Here is an 18,334-nt window from a genome sequence, read left to right on the forward strand (position 1 = left end):
GGGCAGAGTCGCCCCCGGGTCCTTTTGTGCTTTCAGGACGCCAGTACGGACGTTCTTGCGATTCGTCGGCCCACCCCCGGCGCGCAGCAGGAACCGCCCCGCCTGACGCGGCACAACGACGTGCCCCGGCCGGCCGGGGCATCGCCACCCGGCACCGGGCCGCCACCCGGCACCGGACCAGACCGGAGGGTTCGCGGTGATGAACAGGGCAGAAACGGTGCGCCAGGGGTTGCGGGACCCCCGGCGGACCCGCCGTCGCGCCCTGCACGCCGTCCGCTCCCTCGGTTCGCCGCGGGCAACCGCCGTCCTCCCCTCCTCCTCAGCACGTGCGCCATCCGGCTGTGGCGGCAGCCGTAACGCGACCGCGACGACCCGGAAAGGGGACCACCGGGTATGAGTTCTCTCCTCCTCCTCACCAATGCGCTGCAGCCCTCCGCCGAGGTACTGCCCGCCCTCGGACTGCTGCTGCACAACGTCCGGGTGGCCCCCGCCGAGGGCGCGGCCCTGGTGGACACTCCCAGCGCGGACGTCATCCTGGTCGACGGCCGGCGTGACCTTCCGCAGATCCGCAGCCTCTGCCAGCTGCTGCGCTCCACCGGCATCGGCTGCCCGCTGATCCTGGTGGTCACCGAGGGCGGCCTGGCCGCCGTCACCGCCGAGTGGGGCATCGACGACGTCCTGCTGGACACCGCCGGCCCGGCCGAGGTCGAGGCCCGGCTGCGGCTCGCGCTCGGCCGGCTCCAGGTCGTCACCGACGAGGGCCCGACGGAGATCCGCAACGGCGACCTCTCGGTCGACGAGGCCACCTACTCCGCCAAGCTCAAGGGCCGGGCGCTCGACCTCACCTTCAAGGAGTTCGAGCTGCTCAAGTACCTCGCACAGCACCCCGGGCGGGTCTTCACCCGGGCGCAGCTGCTCCAGGAGGTCTGGGGCTACGACTACTTCGGCGGCACCCGGACGGTGGACGTGCACGTCCGGCGGCTGCGCGCCAAGCTCGGCGTGGAGCACGAGCAGCTGATCGGCACCGTGCGCAACGTCGGCTACCGCTTCGTCGTCCCGGAGAAGCCCGAGAAGGGCGAACGGCCGGAGCTCGCCCAACGCCCCGCCGCCCCCCTGGACGCCTGAGGCCCGGGCCCGTCCGAGCACCGGAACGGAGCCGGGCGGGCCGTCCCCCGCCCGGCTTGTCCGGTTCCTCCCGGAGCCGCCCGACGACCTGCCGAACGAGGCCCCAGGTCCCACTGCCACCCCGGAGGCCACACGCGTAGACTCCCCCCGTGGCCAAAGTGACGCGCGACGATGTAGCCCGGCTGGCTGGTACCTCGACCGCGGTCGTCAGCTACGTCATCAACAACGGGCCGCGCCCGGTCGCGCCCGCGACCAGGGAGAAGGTCCTCGCGGCGATCGAGCAGCTCGGCTACCGGCCGAACAGCGTCGCCCAGGCGATGGCCTCCCGGCGCACCAACCTGATCGGCATGGTCGTCCCCGACGCCCGCCAGCCCTTCTTCGCCGAGATGGCCCACGCCGTGGAACGGGCCGCCTCCGAGCGCGGCAAGCTGGTGCTGATCGGCAACTCCGACTACGTGGACGACCGCGAGGTGCACTACGTCCGCGCCTTCCTCGGAATGCGCGTCTCCGGCCTGATCCTGGTCAGCCAGGGCCCCTCGCAGCGGGCCGCCGAGGAGTTCGCCGCGATGGAGGGCGCCAAGGTGGTGCTGCTGCACCGCCGCCCCGAGGCGATCGACGACGTCGCGGTGGTCACCGACGACGTGGCGGGCGCCGAGGCGATCGTGCGCCACCTGCTGGAGGAGCACGGGCACCCGTACGTGGCCTGTTTCGGCGGCCCGGTCGAGTCCCCCGCCCCCGGCGACCCGGTCATCGACCACGTCGAGGGCTGGCAGCGCGCCATGGACGCGCACGGCGTCCCCACCGAGCCGCACCTGATCGACGCGCCCTTCCACCGCTACGGCGCCTACGACGTCGCGCTCGGCGTGCTCCGCTCGCCGGACCGGCCGCGGGCGATCTTCTGCTCCACCGACGACCAGGCGATCGGCGTGCTGCGGGCCGCCCGCGAGGTCGGCCTGCGGGTCCCGGAGGACCTCGCGGTGGCCGGCTTCGACGACGTACCGGAGGCCGCGCTCGCCGACCCGCCGCTGACCACCGTCGCCTCCGACCGCGACGCGATGGCCCGGGCCGCCGTGGACCTGGTGCTGGACGACTCGCTGATGGTGCCCGGCTCGGACACCGAGCGGGTCCGCACGTTCCCGTCCCGGCTGGTCATCCGCCGCTCCTGCGGCTGCAACGGCGACGCCCCCGGCCGGCCGGTACCGGAGTAGCCGGTTCCGCTCGGCGGGCGGCCTGACCAGGCTTTATGAGAACCCAACGGGCTTCTCTCCCCGTTCTGAGCCGGTTCTCATGCACTCCTCATGCACCGGGCCGAGCTTGGTCGGCATGAGCGAACAGCAGCAGTACCCCAGCGAGCAGTACGGTCCCGACCCGGCCCACGGGCAGTACGGCCCCGACCCGGCCCACGGACAGTACGGCCCGCACTGGTCCCACGAGCCCCGGGTGATCGAGGGCACCGTGCTCGGCAGCGGCCCGGCCGTCGGCGGCCCGGACAGCGGTTCCGGCCCGGACGGGTACGGGTACGGCTACCGCGAGGACCACTCCGGCGGGCGCTTCGACGGACCGCCGCCGCCCCCGCCGATCCCGCCCGAGCCGCCCACGATCCTCGGCCCCGGAGGCCCCGGAGGCCCCGGAGGCCCCGGGGACCGCGGCAGCCGGGCCCGGCGAGGACTGCTGCGCGGTCGGCTCGCCATGGTCACCGCCGTCGCCGCGGTCGCCGCCGTCCTCGGCGGGGTCACCGGCGGACTGGTCGCCGCGGACCGGCAGGGCTCCGACGACCGCGTCGGCACCATCGCCAGCCCGGTCTCCGCCCGCTCCGACGGCAGCGCCGACGTGCCCGCCATCGCCGCCGCCGTCTCGCCCAGCACCGTCCAGATCACCGTCAAGAGCGGCAACGGCACCTCCACCGGCACCGGCGTCGTCCTGAACACCGACGGGCAGATCCTCACCAACTACCACGTGATCGACACCGCGACCGGCGGCGCGAGGATCACCGTCACCTTCAAGGACGGCTCCACCGCCCAGGCCACCGTCACCGGAACCGACAAGGCCCTCGACGTCGCCGTGATCACCGCGACCGGCGCGAAGAACCTCACCCCCGCCGTCCTCGGCGACTCCTCCTCCATGGCCATCGGCGACCCGGTCGTCGCCATCGGCAACCCCGACGGCCTCACCGGCACCGTCACCTCCGGCATCATCAGCGCCGAGAACCGCGACGTCACCGTCCAGCTCGACGAGGGCAGCACCAGCAACAACGGCGGCTTCGGCCTCCCCTTCCTGCCCGGACTGCGCGGCACCGCCCCGCAGTCCAACAACGGCAGCACCACCACCTACAAGGCCTTCCAGACCGACGCCGCGCTCAACCCCGGCAACTCCGGCGGCCCGCTGATCAACGCCAACGGCCAGGTCATCGCCATCAACTCGGCGATGTACGCGCCCGGCGCCTCCGGCTCCTCCGGCAGCAGCTCGGCCGGCAGCGTCGGCCTCGGCTTCGCCATCCCGATCAACGACATCAAGCAGGTCCTGCCGAAACTCGAAGCCGGCCAGAACCTGTGACCAGCAGCCCCTGAGACGGACAATTGCTCCCAGCAGGCCCTCCACCCGACGAGAAAGGGCGCCCGCCCATGATCCCGTCCGCCGACGACCGCACCACCGCCGAGGCCGGCCACCCCTCCGCCCGGCTCCTGGTGGTCGACGACGAACCCGCCCTCCGGGACGCCCTGGAGAGCAGTCTCGCCTTCGAGGGGTACGAGGTCGCCACCGCCACCGACGGCTACGAAGCCCTGGAGTCCGTCGAACGCGACCGGCCCGACCTCGTCCTGCTGGACATCATGATGCCCCGGATGGACGGCCTCACCGCCGTCCGCCGGATGCGCTCGCGCGGCGACACCGTCCCGGTGCTGATGCTGACCGCCCGCGACGCCGTCGGCGACCGCGTCACCGGCCTCGACGTCGGCGCCGACGACTACCTCGCCAAGCCCTTCGAACTCGACGAACTGCTCGCCCGCGTCCGCGCCCTGCTGCGCCGCAACGCCCTCGCCGCCGAGGCCGCCGCCCGCGCCGCCGTCGAGGACGAGAGCGAGGTGCTCGCCTTCGCCGACCTGCGGATGAACACCGCCACCCGCGAGGTCACCCGGGCCGGCAAGCCGATCGAGCTCACCCGCACCGAGTTCATGCTGCTGGAGATGTTCCTCGCCCACCCCCGCCAGGTCCTCACCCGCGAACAGATCCTCAAGGCGGTCTGGGGCTTCGACTTCGAGCCCTCCTCCAACTCCCTGGACGTGTACGTGATGTACCTGCGCCGCAAGACCGAGCAGGGCGGCACGCCCCGACTGATCCAGACCGTACGCGGCGTCGGCTACGCCCTGCGCCCGGCAGCCGGCACCGGCGCGTGAGCAGCATTCCGCCCCCTCCGCTGGCCCCGCCCCGCGCGCCCGGGCGCCGGCAGCGCCTCCTGCACTGGTTCCGCTCCCGCTCGCTCCGCAGCCGCCTCACCTTCCTGAGCGCGGCGGCGGTGGCGGTGGCGATCGCGCTGTCGGCGCTGGCGTGCTGGTTCATCGTGGAGAAGCAGCTCTACAACCAGGTCCGGACGGACCTGCTCAATACCGAGCCCGAGCCCCTGCACGGCAGCAACCCGCCTTGTGGTGACACCCCCCAGGAAGCACTCGCGTTCTCCCTGGCCAACCCCCGGAGCAGCCGCCCCCCGGCGGACCTGGGCAACCCGCCGCTGCGGGACACCCAGAACGTCTCCTCCGACCTGTCCCGCGTCTGCCTGCCGTTGGGCGCGAAGCGGGCGATCGTCATCCAGCACGACGATGCCAAGGTCTTCGGCCTCAAGAAGGGCCAGTCGCTCGTCCGCAACGGGCAGTACACGAACGGCTCGCCCGCCATGGTCCGCCTGGCCTGGTACCCGAACGCCACTCCGGGACTCCCGCCGGTCCTGGTCATGGTCGCCGCGCCGACCCAGCCCGTCGAGGACTCCCTCAGCGGCCTCGCCATCCTGCTCGGCTCGGTCTCCGTCGGCGGCATCCTGCTCGCCGCCCTCGCCGGCCGTCTGGTCGCCCGCTCCGCCCTCAAGCCGGTCGACCAGCTCACCGACGCCGTCGAGCACATCGCCCGGACCGAGGAGGTCGGCACCACCATCCCCGTGCACGGGGACGACGAGATCGCCCGCCTCTCCACCTCCTTCAACTCCATGAGCACCGCCCTCGCCAACTCCCGCGAGCGGCAGACCCGGCTGATCGCCGACGCCGGGCACGAGCTCCGCACTCCCCTGACCTCCCTGCGCACCAACGTCGACCTGCTGATCCGCAGCAACGACACCGGCCGCCCGCTGCCCGCCGCGACCAAGACCAAGCTGCTCGGCAACATGAAGGCGCAGATGCAGGAACTCACCGTCCTGATCGGCGACCTGCTCCAGCTCTCCCGCCCGGACACCCCGAAGAGCGGCCCCGCCCCCACCGTGGTGGCCCTGCACGAGATCGCCGGACGAGCCGTCGAGCGGGCCGAGCTGCGCGGCCCGGGGCTGGTCTTCGAGACGGACACCGAGCCCTGGTACGTACACGGCGACGCGGTGGGGCTGGAACGGGCCGTGATCAACCTGCTGGACAACGCGGTCAAGTACAGCCCGCCCGGCGGCACCATCGAGATCCGGCTGCACCAGGGCGTGTTGACCGTCCGCGACCACGGACCCGGCATTCCGCCGGACGAGCTCCAGTACGTCTTCGACCGGTTCTGGCGCTCGCCGTCCTCGCGCCAGCTGCCCGGCTCCGGGCTCGGGCTGTCGATCGTCGCACAGAGCGTCCGGGAGGCCGGCGGCGAGGTCACCCTCGGACCGGCCGCCGACGGCGGTCCGGGCGCGCTGGCCACCGTCCGGCTGCCCGGCGGCCCCGCCCCGGAATGACGGAAGGGCGGGTGGGACGCCCCGACAGCGCCCCACCCGCCCTTCCGCAGGGGGTGTCCTGCAAGATCTCCGCCAGGTCCGACAGGACCCGCAGGACACGCCCCCGAGGCCGGCTCACGGTCAGTCGATGTCGCTGCCCGGGCCGATGATCTTGATGCGGTCCTGCGCCGGGGCCTGGAGCGGCGAGCCCGCCGTGCTGTGGGCACCCAGGTAGGCGACGAAGACGTCCAGGTCCGAGGCACCGACCAGCTTGTCGGTACCGGCCGCGAAGGCCGGGAAGCCGTCACCGCCGCCGGCCAGGAACTCGTTGGCCGCGACCCGGTACTTGGCGGCCGGGTCGACCGGGGCGCCGTTCAGCCGGACCGAGTCCAGGACCACCCGGTCCGCACCGGTCTTGCGCATGTCCAGGGTGTAGTGCAGGTTCGAGGACACCTGGAGGATCTTCGGCGCGGCGGCGTTGGAGCCGCTCACCTGCTGCTGGAGCAGCTGGATCAGCTGGGCGCCGGTCAGCGTCTTGACCTGCATCATGTTGGTGAACGGCTGGACGGTAAACGCCTCGCCGTAGGTCACCACGCCGTCGCCCTCGCCACCCGAGGCCTTGTAGACCAGGTCGGAACGGATGCCGCCGGGGTTCATGAAGGCGACCTGCGCGCCGCCCTTGTCGGCCGGGGCCAGCCCGGCGAGCTGCGCGTCGGCGATCAGGTCACCGAGCGGCTTCTCCGGGTCGCTGTTGCCGCGGCCGTTGATGTCCGAGGCGATGTAGCCGATCGGGCGGTTGGCGATCGGGGCGGCCAGCTTGGAGTAGTGGTCGACCAGCGCCGTCATGTCGGGCGCCTTCTCGACCGTGCGGCGCACCACGTGGTTCTCGGCCTTGACCGAGGGACGCACGATCTCACCGGTGGTCTTGTCCAGCTTCATGTCGATCTCGGTGAAGAGCCGGCCGAAGGAGGCGGCACTGGTCACCGAACGCGGGACGCCGTTGGGGTCGGGGATGCTGCAGGCGTAGGCGTTGTGGGTGTGGCCGGTGACGATGGCGCCGACCGACGGGTCGATCTTCTTCGCGATGTCGACGATCGGGCCGGAGATGCCCTGCCCGGCCGCGCCGCAGTCGTAGTTGTAGACGCTGCTGGCCGGGAAGCCGCCCTCGTGGATCAGCGCGACGATCGAGTTGACGCCCTTGGCCTTGAGCTCGGCGGCGTACTTGTTGATCGTGGTGACCTCGTTGGCGAACTTCAGGCCCTTGACGCCCTCGGCGGTCACGATGTTCGGCGTGCCCTCCAGGGTGACGCCGATGAAGCCGACCTTCACGCCCTGGGACTTGGTCACCCAGTACGGCGCCAGCAGCGGCTTGCCGGTCTTCTCGTCGATGGCGTTGGCCGACAGGTAGTTGAAGTTGGCGCCCTTGAAGGTGCGGCCGGCCTCGTAGCAGCCGTCGGTCGGGTGGCAGCCGCCCTCCTGCATGCGCAGCAGCTCCTGCGCACCCTCGTCGAACTCGTGGTTGCCCACGGAGGTGACGTCCAGGCCGAGCTTGTCCATCGCCTCGATGGTCGGCTCGTCGTGGAAGAGCGCCGAGGTGAGCGGGCTGGCGCCGATGATGTCGCCGGCCGCGACGGTGATCGAGTCGTCGGCCGGGACGCGCGCCTTGCGCAGCTCGGTGGCCAGGTACTCGATGCCGCCGGCCGGGGTGGCGACCTCCTTGCCGGTGGCCGGGTCGATCTCCTTGATCGTGCCGGAGGAGCCGGCCGGGGGCTCCAGGTTGCCGTGGAAGTCGTTGATCGCCAGCAGCTGGAGGTTGACGGTCTTGTGGCGCTTGGCGTCGGCGGCCTGGGCGGCCGTCGGCACGACCACCGTGCCGAACAGACCTGCGGCGGCGACGACGGCGAGCGCCGTCCGTCGGGATCTGACGGTGAGCATGAAGGGTTCCCCTGCACCTTGGAGGAGCACCGGCTGAGAACAGCATCGGCGTTCGGGCATGTGTTGCGACTGCGAAGCCTAGGGTCAACGCGCGTAGCTGTCAGGACGTCGAACGTAACGAGAGGATTACCTGCTGACGAACCATCGCCGTCCGCCGGGTGCGGAGCCCGTGGAGAGGACTTCCTCAGACCCCGGGCTCGGCCGCCAACTGCCTCTCCGCACGTACCCGTTCGGCCACCGCATCCTCGGTCATCGCGCGGTCGGTGTAGACCAGTGGACGCTCGACCTCGGTGACGATGTGCTTGACCACCTGGACGTTGCCGTTGACGTCCCAGACCGCGATGCCCGGCGACAGGGTCGGGATGATCTCCACCGCCCAGCGCGGCAGGCCCAGCACCCGGCCGGTGGCCCGCGCCTCCTCGGCCTTCTGCATGTAGATCGTCCGGGTGGAGGCCATCTTCAGGATCGCCGAGGCCTCCTTGGCCGCCGCGCCGTCCACCACGTCGGACAGGTGGTGCACCACCGCGACGAAGGACAGACCGAGCCGACGGCCGAACTTCAGCAGCCGCTGGAACAGTTGTGCCACGAACGGACTGTTGATGATGTGCCAGGCCTCCTCGACCAGGAAGATGCGCTTCTTCCGGTCCGGACGGATCCAGGTGTGCTCCAGCCACACCCCGACGATCGCCATCAGGATCGGCATCGCGATCGAGTTGCGGTCGATGTGCGAGAGGTCGAAGACGATCAGCGGCGCGTCCAGGTCGATGCCCTCGGTGGTCGACCCGTCGAACATGCCGCGCAGGTCGCCGTCGACCAGCCGGTCCAGCACCAGCGCCACGTCCAGACCCCAGGACTGCACCTCGTCCACCGCCACGCCCAGCGACTCCACCGAGGACAGGTCGGGGTTGCGCAGGGTGTCGATGATGTCGTCCAGCACCGGCTGACGGTCCTTCACCGTGGCCACCACGTGGGCGTGCGCGGCCTTCAGCGCGAAACCGGCCCGCTCCTCCAGCCCGCGCCCCATCGCCACCTCGACGATGGTGCGCAGCAGCGACAACTGGCCGGTCTGGGTGATCGCCGGGTCCAGCGGGTTGAGCTTCACCCCGCCGTCCCGGGCCGCCATCGGGTCCAGCCGGATCGGCTTTATGCCCAGCGCGTCGGCGATCAGGTTCCACTCGCCCACGCCGTCCTCGCCCTGCGCGTCCAGCACCACGACCTGGCGGTCGCGGAACCTCAGCTGCCGCAGCACGTACGTCTTCTCCAGCGCCGACTTGCCGTTGCCGGACTCGCCGAGCACCAGCCAGTGCGGGGCGGGCAGCTGCTGCCCGTACAGCTGGAAGGGGTCGTACACGTACCCCTTGCCGCTGTACACCTCACGGCCGATGATCACGCCGGAGTCGCCCAGCCCCGGCGCGGCGGTGGGCAGGTAGACGGCCTGCGCCTGACCGGTGGAGGTGCGCACCGGCAGGCGGGTGGTCTCCACCTTGCCGAACATCAGGCTGGTGAACGCCTCGGTGAGGTTGCCGAGCGCCATGGGCGGCCTCCTGACGGGTCAGCGGTGGACGGGGACGGGCGTACGGGCGCAAGGCCGTACGGTGTGCTCAGCGGCGGATACCGGTGGCGAACGGGAGGGTGTTGACGAAGGCCCGGTGGTGCTCGCGGTCGCACCACTCCAGCTTGAGGTAGCTCTTGCCGGCCGAGGCCCGGATGGTCCGCTTGTCACGGGCCAGTGCGTCGGGGTTGCGCGAGGAGACCGTGATGTAGCCGACCAGGTTCACCCCGGCCGCGCCGGACGCCAGGTCGTCGCCGCGCTGGTCCACCCGGCCGGTGTGGGCCAGGTCGCGCGGGTCGACCGTCCGGTTCATCTTGGCCGCGCGGCTGGCCTCGGCCTCGTCGTTGGTCTTCTCGGTCAGCATCCGCTCGATCGCGACGTCGGTGGGCTCCAGGTCCATCGTCACCGCGACCGTCCGGATCACGTCCGGGGTGTGCACCAGCAGCGGCGCCAGGAAGTTGACGCCCACCGGGGTGAGCGGCCACTCCTTGATCCACGCGGTGGCGTGGCACCACGGCTCCCGGGTCGCCGACTCACGGGTCTTCGCCTGCAGGTACTGTTGGTGGGTCGCGTCCAGCTCGGCCGGCCAGGCGTTGCGCCGGGACATCGCCTGGATGTGGTCGATCGGGTGGTCCGGGTCGTACATCGAGTGCAGCAGCGAGGAGAGCCGGGCCTGGCCCAGCGGCTGGCGCACCCGGATGTCCGCCTCGGCCAGCCGGGCGCAGATGTCGGTCAGCTCGCGCGCCATCACGGCCGCCAGCCCCTCGTCGTCCCGCGCCCGCCGCCCGGTGGCCGTGCGGCCCATCGCGTGCGCCTCGGCGGCCAGGTCGCGGGTGTAGTGCATGCACGCCACCAGGTACGCCCGGTGCTGCTCCGAGGAGGTCGACACCATCGACTGCAGCTGGTCGTACGAGTCCTGCAGCCAGTGCGGCGCGGACGAGTCACCGCGCCGCTCGACGTCCTTGGCGTGCGCGTCCGGGTCGGCCGGCAGGGTCCGGGCCAGGATCTGCAGCCGGGTCACGAAGCCGTCCCCGTTGGCGACGTGCTTCAGCAGCGTCCCGAACCGGTCGACCAGGGCCTCCTGGTCCTCCGAGTCGCGCAGGCCGACGCCCGGGCCCTCGATCTCGATCGCGGCCGTCACCGTGCGCCGCTCCAGGTGCATCAGCACCCCGACCTCGTCCGGCCCGAACGGCGCCGTCAGCCAGCGCAACCGCCCCACCCCGGGCGGCGGGCCGACCTCCACCTCCCGGCCGTCCAGCCGGGTGCCGGCGTCCATCACGTCCGAGCGCCACACCGCCCGCCCGCTGCGGACCGTCCGGCGGTAGGTGCGGCTGATCTCCACCCACTTGTAGAACGTCCGCTTGCGGTACGGCACGTACACCGCCGCGATGGCGAGCGCCGGCAGGCCGACCAGACCGCCGATCCGCAGCGGCAGAATCGGCATCAGCAGGCCCCAGAGCATGCCGAGGAAGGCCCCGAGGATGATCAGCATGATCTCGCCGGACTCCCGGTTCCGGCCGATCGGCGCGTTCGGGCGGGCCTTGCCGATCAGGTAGGTGCGGCGCTGGTGCACGTACGGCTGGGCGTACTGGGCACCGTACTGGCCGAGCGGTTCGCTGCTCACTTACCCGTCACCCTCCCTTCGCTGGATTGCTTTCGCGGATCGGAACCGGGGCCTGCGGCGGCCCGCCCTGGGGCGGTGGCGCCGGCGTCCGGCCCGCGTGGGCGGCGATGCCCGGCGCGACCGAACCGCCACCGGCACCCCCACCACCCGTGCCGCCCGCCTGCGGACCGCGGTCGCCGTGGGTGGTGATGCCCTGCTTCATCAGGTTCGCGGTGCCGTTGATCATCGCCGAACCGGCCTGGACGGCGTTGGCCCGGGCCCCACGCACGTTCAGCAACTCGTCGCCGAAGCCCGGCACGAAGCGGTAGACAGCGGCGCTCGCGAAGATCGACAGGAACAGGATCGCCAGCCCGGACAACACCCGGGCGAAGTCGTCGTCAGCTCCGGCCCCGGTCGCCACCGCGCCCGCCAGGCCCAGGATGACCACGATGATCGGCTTCGCCAGGTCCACCGCCAGCATCACCCCCGCCCAACGCCGCACGTGCTTCCACAGCTGCCGGTCCACCAGTCCCGCGTACACCGCCGTACCCAGCAGCGCGCCGACGTACAGCATCGCCGCCCGGATCAGCAGCTCGATCCAGAGCACCGCCGCCGCCAGCACCGCGACCAGCGACACGATCACCAGGATCAGCGGACCGCCGCCCACATTGCCCTTCTCCAGCGTGTCGGCGAACCCTCCCAGGTACGACCCGGTGTCCGTCTTCGTCCCGACCGCGATCGCCTTGGTCAGCCCGTCCGTCACGCTCACCACGGTGTACAGGATCAGCGGCGTGAACGCGGACGCCACCACCGTCAGCCACAGGAAGCCGACCGCCTCCGAGAACGCCGTCGTCAGCGGCGCCCCCCGCACCGCCCGCTTCGTCACCGCCAGCAGCCACAGCACCAGCGTGATCACCGTCGACACGGCGAACACCACGGCGTACTGCTGCAGGAACGACGCATTGGTGAAGTCCACCTGCGTCGTCCCGTCGATCGCCCCCGACAGATTCCGCACCACCCACGCCGCGGCCTGCGCGCAGCTCTTGGCCAACGACCCGAGGGGGTCGGTCACGGTCCCGACGGTGCTACTCCCGGGGAGGGAGCCACCACCAGGCGGAGCACAGTAGACGTCATTGCCAGGAAGCGGGACGCCGGGGCAACTCGTGTTGGTCGCACCTGAGCTCGGGGTGGGCGAGGGCTCCGCCAGCGCGCGATGGGCCGTTGCCACGACCGAGAGGGCGCCGAACAGCGCGACCCCCGTCACCCGGCCCATGGTCCGCCGGACGACGCCCGAATTACCGTCAGCGGGCATAGTGGAAGCCTCCGAACTGCTCGACGGCACCAGTGATCTCCTCGGCGGTCGCGGCCTGCTGATCCGGCGGAATCGGGGCCGGTCCCGCTGCACGGCTGTAGTCGCTGAGCTTCCAGTCCGTCCCGGTCCACCGCAGGCTGAGACTGAGTGTGAACCATTCCTCGGAAACCGGCTTGGTTGAGTGCTCACCGGCCAGCCCGAACAGGCCCGTACACCAGACGTTAACCTTGACGCTGTCCTCGGTATAGCCGCTGCTCTTGGCCCCGACCGGGATCGTCCGGCTGACGAAGGTCAGACCCTTCGGTGGCCGCCCCTGCGTGTCGACCCCGAACCTGGCCGCCGTCTCGGGCGAGAAGCCCTGGTCCAGCCGGCTCTGGAGCCCCGCCAGTGCGCCCGGATCGGCGATGGTGGCGACGATGCCGTGCCGGCTGTCGGTGCGGAACATGTCCGCGGAACCGATCGCCACCGCGTAGTTGGTGGCGGCCGACTGGGCGCCCGGCTCGCTGTGCGGGTAGCCGGTCGGGATGCCGTTGACGGTGGTGCCGGCGGGCTGGTCACCGCTGGGGGCGGGGCCGGTGCCGGAGGTGCCGTCGCCGCTTCCGGCGCCGGGCATGACGCGGTTGGCGATGGCGATGGCCACCACGAGCAGGGTGACGACGGCCAAGACGGCCAGCAGGGCGCGCAGTGGACGGGACTGACCGTGGTTCGGCTGGGCGGAGGACTGTTCGCCGACCGGCAGGCGCGTACGGGTGCGCGGCTGGTCGTCGGACAACGGCACGGCGGCCCTCCTGGTGCGGGGAGCCGGGGCGGCTCCGGGGGCCCTCCGCCCGGGGGCGGGCGCGGACGGAGGGTGGGAACGGGGGTGGACTCCTGGCGGGCCGACTGCCGGAGGGGGTCCGGACGAGGACCCGGTCTCAGGCAGGTCGGACTACTGCTGTCCGATCGTCAGATCGCCATGCCGTAGACAATGGTGAACAGAGTGCCGAGTGATCCGATGATGAACACGCCGGTCAGTCCGGCGACGATCAGCCCCTTGCCCTGTTCGGCGCCGAAACTGTCGCGCATCGCGGTCGCGCCGATCCGCTGCTTGGCCGCACCCCAGACCGCGAGCCCGAGGCAGATGAGGATGGCCACGGCCATGATGACCTCGACCATCACCCGCGCCTCCGACCCGAGGCTCGCGAACGGCCCCCAGTCCGGGGCGATTCCGCCGATGATGGTGTCGATGTTCGGCTTCTTGGGGGGGTCTTCGGCCAGGTGGCCGACCGCATTCGTGTGCACGCTGCTCAGGTTCATTTCCATCTCACCGCCCGATCAGGCAAATTCAAGGGCCCGGACCCGGCCCGCGCGAAGGGTCAGTGCCTATTCTTGGCCAGATCTGATGTCGACTTGGCTACTTCTCGCGTATTGGTCGTGAGGCATCGGACACGTACGCGAGGATGTACACCGCACGAAGGATAGCGCTCACTGTTCGTATCTCTGATGATTGCGGTGAGCAACGCCTTCCGGGACACTTCGACTGACGATTCGTCGGGATGGTGCTGATGGTACTCCGGAAGGCCGGTACGGCCGCCGCCGCTGCGGGAGTTGTTGCGTTCGGGTTCATCGGGTTGGTGACGATGGGGACTTATGCGGCAAGTGGGACGCCGCAGCAGTCGGCGAATCGTTCCGCCCTCTCTCCCGGAACGGTCCCCGCGGCCTACCAGGATCCGATCCAGAAGTGGGGCTCACTCTGCCCCGAGATCTCCCCGCCGATGCTCGCGGCACAGCTGTACCAGGAGAGCGGTTTCGATCCCAAGGCGCGCTCCGGGGTCGGGGCGCAGGGAATGGCGCAGTTCATGCCGGGCACCTGGACCTCGTACGCCACCGACGGCAACGGGGACGGCAGGGCGGACGTCTGGGACCCGCTGGACGCGATCGCCTCGGCGGCGACCTACGACTGCGCGATCGCCAAACGGGTCGCGAAGATCCCGGGCGACCCGCAGGCCAACCTGCTGGCCGCCTACAACGCCGGCGAGGGTGCGGTGGAGCAGTACCACGGGGTGCCGCCGTACAAGGAGACCCAGGGCTACGTGCGGAACATCCAGGCGATGGCCCGCAGCTTCACCGCGCCGGCCTCGCCGACCGCGCCGCTGGAGGTGTCTCCGCAGTCGTCGGCCGCGATCTACTTCGCGCAGACCAAGCTCGGCACCCCGTACCTGTGGGGCGGTGAGGGCCTGCCCTCGCAGAACGGGCGGTTCGACTGCTCGGGCCTGACCCAGGCCGCGTTCGCCAGCGTGGGCATCACCCTGCCCCGGGTGGCCAACGACCAGTGGTACGCCGGGCCGCACCCGTCGCGCGATCAGCTACGGCCGGGCGACCTGGTGTTCTGGGCGACGGACCTGAGCGATCCGCGGAGCATCCACCACGTCGGGATCTACGTCGGCGGCGGCTACATGATCAACGCGCCGCACACCGGCGCGGTGATCCGCTACGACAAGATCGACACCAGGGAGTACATCGGCGCCACCCGGGTCACCTCGGACGGCGCCCAGGCCCTGCCGACCCGCAACAACGACGGCTCGGTCAACGCCCCGAGCCGTCCGGGCGGGGCGGAGCCCACCGCCCCCGCGGGGAGCCAGGGCGGCACCCAGGGCGGCGCGCCGGGCAGCGCCCCGGCGACCCCCGGCCGGTCCGCGACCGCCGCCCCGCCCGCCCAGGCCGGCCCGAGCCCCACCGGGGCGGGACGGTAGGGCCCGGTGGGGCCGGGACGACCGGGACCTGTGTGCGCACTGTGGACGCTGAGTCAAGTTTCGATAACCGCGCGTTTCCGTGGAACGCTGTGCCTCGGAAATGACGTTTCTTCCGGTGGCCTCCCGTCAGCTTCCCGCACGGAACGGCCCCCGGCCATGACGATCAGATGCAGCGGACCAGAAGGAGGTGCGGCGTGTCGACGCCGCTTGCCGACACGACCAACCCCGACCTCGACCTGCTCTACGCCGTCAACGGCCTGGCCAAGCGCGCCCCGCAGTGGCTGGATCACCTGGTCTCGTGGATCGGCGAGTACGGCATCCTGATCGGTCTGGCGATGCTCGGCCTGGTGGCCTGGCTCCAGGCCAGACGTCGTCCGGACGCGCCGGTGGCGATGGCCGGGCTGCTCTGGGTGCCGCTCTCGGTGGCCGTCGCCGAGCTGGCCAACCTGCCGATCGCCGCGATCGTGAACCGCCCGCGCCCCTTCGTCGACCATCCCGGGCTGCTGGTGCTGGTGGACGGCAAGGCCGGCACCCACTCCTTCGTCAGCGACCACTCGACCATGACCATGGGCGTCGCGGTGGCACTGTTCCTGGTGAACCGCAGGCTGGGCTGGATCGCCGGCGGGCTGGCGCTCCTCCAGGGCTTCTGCCGGATGTTCATGGGCGTCCACTACCCGACCGACGTGATCGGCGGATTCGCGCTCGCCGTCGCCGTGGTGCTGCTGCTGGCGCCGATCGCGATGGCCGTGCTGGTGCCGTTCTGCCATGCGCTGAGCCGGACGGCGGCCGCCCCGCTGATCCGGGCATCCGAACGCGGCGGCGCGGCCCGCGCCGGGGCCGGGGCCGGGGCCGGTCCGCGCGGCCGTCGGCGCGGACGCGGGGCGGTGCGGGCCGGGGAGCAGCCGCCGGAGTCCGACCTCGCGGCCTGACCCCTCCCGCGGGGCCCTGCCGAGGATCCCGGGGCCCGAGGGGATCAGTCCGGCTCGGCGCCGCTCGCGGCGATGTGGTCGGCGCCCTCACGACGGGCCAGTTCGCGCGAACGGCGGGCCGGGGAGTACCAGCCGCAGCTGCAGGTCGCGAAGATGAAGGAGCCGCGCTCGCTGATCACGAGGCGGTGCTCAGGCATCCGGGTGGTGCCGGGTGCGACCGGCAGCTCACTGTGCACGTGGTTCACCGTAACGCGCCGGACGCCCCCTGCGCGACGCTCCCCGGGCGCCGGCCCCGTAACCCTTTGCACCCCAACTCGTTTGCCTGGAAAGAGCTATGCCCACCCGGCGGTGTCCGGCGGGGCAGTCGGGCCCGAGGGGGTTGTCGCGAGGATGAAGATGACCGACCAGCAGTGCACCGGACGGCCGGCACGCCGTCCGGGTCCGCACCTGCGCTCGGCGGCCGGGGCCGCCCTGATCGCCGCCGCCCTGGCGGTGGGGGCCGCCGGCTGCGGCGGCGGCTCCGTCAGCGGCTCCTCCGACCAGCAGTCGGGCACCCCCGACCGGCTCGCCGCGGACCCGCTGACGGCGGTGCGCAACGCCGCCGACATCACCGGCCGCACCGGCTCCGCGCACACCGCGACCGATCTGGTCACCGAGTCCGCCGACAAGAAGGCCTCGTTCAACGGCACCGGCGGCTACGACTACGTCAAGCGGATCGGCCGGCTGGAGGTCCAGGTGCCTCCGGGCGCGGCGACCACCGGGAAGATCGTCGAGGTGGTCCTGCCGGGCACCGTCTACCTCCAGAACAGCGGCGCCAAGGTCCCCGAGGGCAAGTGGGTCAAGCTGGACGTTCGCCAGCTGCCGGACGGCAACCTGGTCAGCAGCGGCGCCACCGACCCGGCCTCGGCGGCGGGGGCGCTGCGCGGGGCACAGAAGGCGGAGGCGGTGGGCACCGAGACCGTCGACGGGGTCGCGTTGCACCACTACCGGGGCACCCTGGACCTGGCGAAGGCGGCCGAAGCGACCGGCGGCCGGGGCGGGGACGGCCTGCGGATGGGCGCGCAGACCTTCACCGTCAAGGAGGTCCCGTACGACGCCTGGCTGGACGACCAGGGCCGGCTGCGCAAGGTGGTCGAGGTGTTCACCTTCGCCGGGGTGGCCGGGTCGAAGGAGCCCAAGGACCAGGTGAAGGTGACCTCGACGACCTCGCTGAGGGACTTCGGCAAGCCGGTGGAGGCGGCCGAGCCCTCGGCCTCGGACATCTACCAGATGAAGCCCACGGAGAGCCCGAAGTAGGGCGGGTCCGACACCGCCCTGGCCCACCGGGGCAGCGCTCCGGCGCCGGGGCGAAACGGGGTGCCGCCGGAGCGGGTGGCCGTCCGGGGAGCGACGGCCACCCGTTTCGGCGGCGCCGAGATGGCCCGTCCGTGCCATGTGGACGGGCCCCGAAGTGCCTAGGCTGGACTCCGGGTGGCTGCCGCCCGGGCTGGCGAGGCACTGAAGGGGTGGTGCAGGTGGTGTCGTCCACGGGCGGCCGCAGCGGCGGCCACGACGACGCGGCCCTCGACGAGATCGATCTGGCCGGCGAGCTGATGATCGCCGCGACGGCCAGCTCCGGCGACCGGCTGCCGACCGAGCGGATCGACGAGGTGCTGCTGGACCGGGCCGAACCCGGGCAGGCCGACCGGGAGGCCGACGGCTAGCGGGCGCCGGGCGGCCGGTGGCTCAGCTGCGCAGCAGGCGGCTGATCGCGGCGGTGGCCTCCGCCACCTTGGCGTCCAGCTCGGTGCCGCCCTCCTCGGCGGCCGCGGCGACGCAGTGCCGGAGGTGCTCCTCCAGCAGGGAGAGCGCGAAGGACTGCAGCGCCTTGGTGCTGGCCGAGACCTGGGTGAGCACGTCGATGCAGTAGACGTCCTCGTCGACCATGCGCTGGAGGCCGCGGATCTGGCCCTCGATCCGGCGCAGCCGCTTGAGGTGGGCGTCCTTCTGCGCGCTGTAGCCGTGCGGACCGTGCCCGCCGTGGTGTCCCTCCGCGGCGGCGGGGCCGGCCTGCGGGTCGGCCTCCTGCGCGTGCTCCGGCTCGGTGCGCGCTTGCGTCGTGGTCATCGGCCCCGCCTTCGTCTCAGTGCCTGGTGGCTGCGTCGGCCACCAGTGTCCAACACCGGGGCCCCGCGTGGTGTTCCGACGGCCGAGGCGGCATGTGCCGGGGCGGCCCGGGAGGGGTGCCCCGGCGGTTCACCCGTCTGAGCGGTGCCCCGGTCTTCCGT

17 protein-coding genes are annotated in these 18,334 nt (G+C 71.9%); 9 read left to right on the forward strand and 8 right to left on the reverse strand.

Going from position 1 to position 18,334, the window contains the following annotated elements; genetic code table 11:
• Positions 1 to 393: 393 nt before the first annotated feature.
• The 5 genes from AB0O11_RS33005 (at position 394) to AB0O11_RS33025 (ending at position 6,025) form a co-directional block, all read left to right on the forward strand.
• On the forward strand, positions 394 to 1,125 hold the full coding sequence (locus tag AB0O11_RS33005; RefSeq protein WP_363394395.1) for a response regulator transcription factor: 732 nt from the start codon (positions 394 to 396) through the stop codon (positions 1,123 to 1,125).
• A 149-nt stretch (positions 1,126 to 1,274) separates the two neighbouring features.
• Positions 1,275 to 2,333 carry a LacI family DNA-binding transcriptional regulator gene (locus tag AB0O11_RS33010; protein ID WP_363394397.1) on the forward strand — a complete coding sequence of 353 codons (1,059 nt, stop codon included), beginning with the start codon at positions 1,275 to 1,277 and terminating at the stop codon, positions 2,331 to 2,333.
• Positions 2,334 to 2,448: 115 nt separating this feature from the next.
• Positions 2,449 to 3,678, forward strand: a complete 1,230-nt coding sequence (locus AB0O11_RS33015) for a trypsin-like peptidase domain-containing protein (protein WP_363394399.1) — start codon at positions 2,449 to 2,451, stop codon at positions 3,676 to 3,678.
• A 68-nt stretch (positions 3,679 to 3,746) separates the two neighbouring features.
• A complete protein-coding gene (locus tag AB0O11_RS33020) occupies positions 3,747 to 4,517 on the forward strand; it encodes a response regulator transcription factor (RefSeq protein ID WP_363394401.1) in 771 nt (256 codons plus the stop codon).
• The gene (locus AB0O11_RS33025) at positions 4,514 to 6,025 is read left to right on the forward strand and encodes a HAMP domain-containing sensor histidine kinase (protein ID WP_363394403.1); all 1,512 of its coding nucleotides are present in this window, start codon (positions 4,514 to 4,516) and stop codon (positions 6,023 to 6,025) included. Before AB0O11_RS33020 ends, AB0O11_RS33025 begins: the two co-directional genes overlap by 4 nt.
• 120 nt (positions 6,026 to 6,145) lie before the next feature.
• On the opposite strand, the gene AB0O11_RS33030 is transcribed toward AB0O11_RS33025, so the two are convergent.
• From AB0O11_RS33030 to AB0O11_RS33055, 6 genes are all read right to left on the reverse strand, one after another.
• Positions 6,146 to 7,939, reverse strand: coding sequence for a bifunctional metallophosphatase/5'-nucleotidase (locus AB0O11_RS33030; protein WP_363394405.1), 1,794 nt, complete (start codon positions 7,937 to 7,939; stop codon positions 6,146 to 6,148).
• Between the two features lie 184 nt (positions 7,940 to 8,123).
• On the reverse strand, positions 8,124 to 9,473 hold the full coding sequence (locus AB0O11_RS33035; protein WP_363394407.1) for an ATP-binding protein: 1,350 nt from the start codon (positions 9,471 to 9,473) through the stop codon (positions 8,124 to 8,126).
• A 67-nt stretch (positions 9,474 to 9,540) separates the two neighbouring features.
• Positions 9,541 to 11,115: an SCO6880 family protein gene (locus AB0O11_RS33040; protein WP_363394409.1), complete on the reverse strand. Its 1,575-nt coding sequence runs from the start codon at positions 11,113 to 11,115 to the stop codon at positions 9,541 to 9,543.
• Positions 11,116 to 11,122: 7 nt separating this feature from the next.
• The gene (locus AB0O11_RS33045; RefSeq protein WP_363394411.1) at positions 11,123 to 12,436 is read right to left on the reverse strand and encodes a hypothetical protein; all 1,314 of its coding nucleotides are present in this window, start codon (positions 12,434 to 12,436) and stop codon (positions 11,123 to 11,125) included.
• Positions 12,396 to 13,184, reverse strand: a complete 789-nt coding sequence (locus AB0O11_RS33050; RefSeq protein WP_363394413.1) for a hypothetical protein — start codon at positions 13,182 to 13,184, stop codon at positions 12,396 to 12,398. Before AB0O11_RS33050 ends, AB0O11_RS33045 begins: the two co-directional genes overlap by 41 nt.
• Positions 13,185 to 13,351: 167 nt before the next feature.
• On the reverse strand, positions 13,352 to 13,702 hold the full coding sequence (locus AB0O11_RS33055) for a hypothetical protein (RefSeq protein ID WP_224284734.1): 351 nt from the start codon (positions 13,700 to 13,702) through the stop codon (positions 13,352 to 13,354).
• Positions 13,703 to 13,950: 248 nt separating this feature from the next.
• Between AB0O11_RS33055 and AB0O11_RS33060 the strand changes: the two genes are divergently transcribed.
• Together AB0O11_RS33060 and AB0O11_RS33065 are read left to right on the forward strand one after the other, a co-directional pair.
• Entirely contained in the window at positions 13,951 to 15,138 is a 1,188-nt protein-coding gene (locus tag AB0O11_RS33060; RefSeq protein WP_363394442.1) for a bifunctional lytic transglycosylase/C40 family peptidase, read from the forward strand.
• 194 nt (positions 15,139 to 15,332) lie between these two features.
• The gene (locus AB0O11_RS33065; RefSeq protein WP_363394416.1) at positions 15,333 to 16,067 is read left to right on the forward strand and encodes a phosphatase PAP2 family protein; all 735 of its coding nucleotides are present in this window, start codon (positions 15,333 to 15,335) and stop codon (positions 16,065 to 16,067) included.
• A 44-nt stretch (positions 16,068 to 16,111) separates the two neighbouring features.
• Here AB0O11_RS33065 and AB0O11_RS33070 read toward each other — a convergent pair whose 3' ends face one another.
• Positions 16,112 to 16,303 carry a hypothetical protein gene (locus AB0O11_RS33070; RefSeq protein WP_363394418.1) on the reverse strand — a complete coding sequence of 64 codons (192 nt, stop codon included), beginning with the start codon at positions 16,301 to 16,303 and terminating at the stop codon, positions 16,112 to 16,114.
• A gap of 160 nt (positions 16,304 to 16,463) precedes the next feature.
• On the opposite strand from AB0O11_RS33070, the gene AB0O11_RS33075 reads away from it, so the two are divergent.
• Both AB0O11_RS33075 and AB0O11_RS33080 read left to right on the forward strand, forming a co-directional pair.
• A complete protein-coding gene (locus AB0O11_RS33075) occupies positions 16,464 to 17,363 on the forward strand; it encodes a hypothetical protein (RefSeq protein ID WP_363394420.1) in 900 nt (299 codons plus the stop codon).
• Positions 17,364 to 17,581: 218 nt separating this feature from the next.
• Positions 17,582 to 17,770, forward strand: coding sequence for a hypothetical protein (locus AB0O11_RS33080; protein WP_363394422.1), 189 nt, complete (start codon positions 17,582 to 17,584; stop codon positions 17,768 to 17,770).
• Between the two features lie 22 nt (positions 17,771 to 17,792).
• Here AB0O11_RS33080 and AB0O11_RS33085 read toward each other — a convergent pair whose 3' ends face one another.
• A complete protein-coding gene (locus tag AB0O11_RS33085) occupies positions 17,793 to 18,173 on the reverse strand; it encodes a metal-sensitive transcriptional regulator (RefSeq protein WP_363394424.1) in 381 nt (126 codons plus the stop codon).
• Between the last annotated feature and the right edge of the window lie 161 nt (positions 18,174 to 18,334).

The organism is Kitasatospora sp. NPDC093102, assembly GCF_040683915.1.
Lineage (GTDB): Bacteria > Actinomycetota > Actinomycetes > Streptomycetales > Streptomycetaceae > Kitasatospora.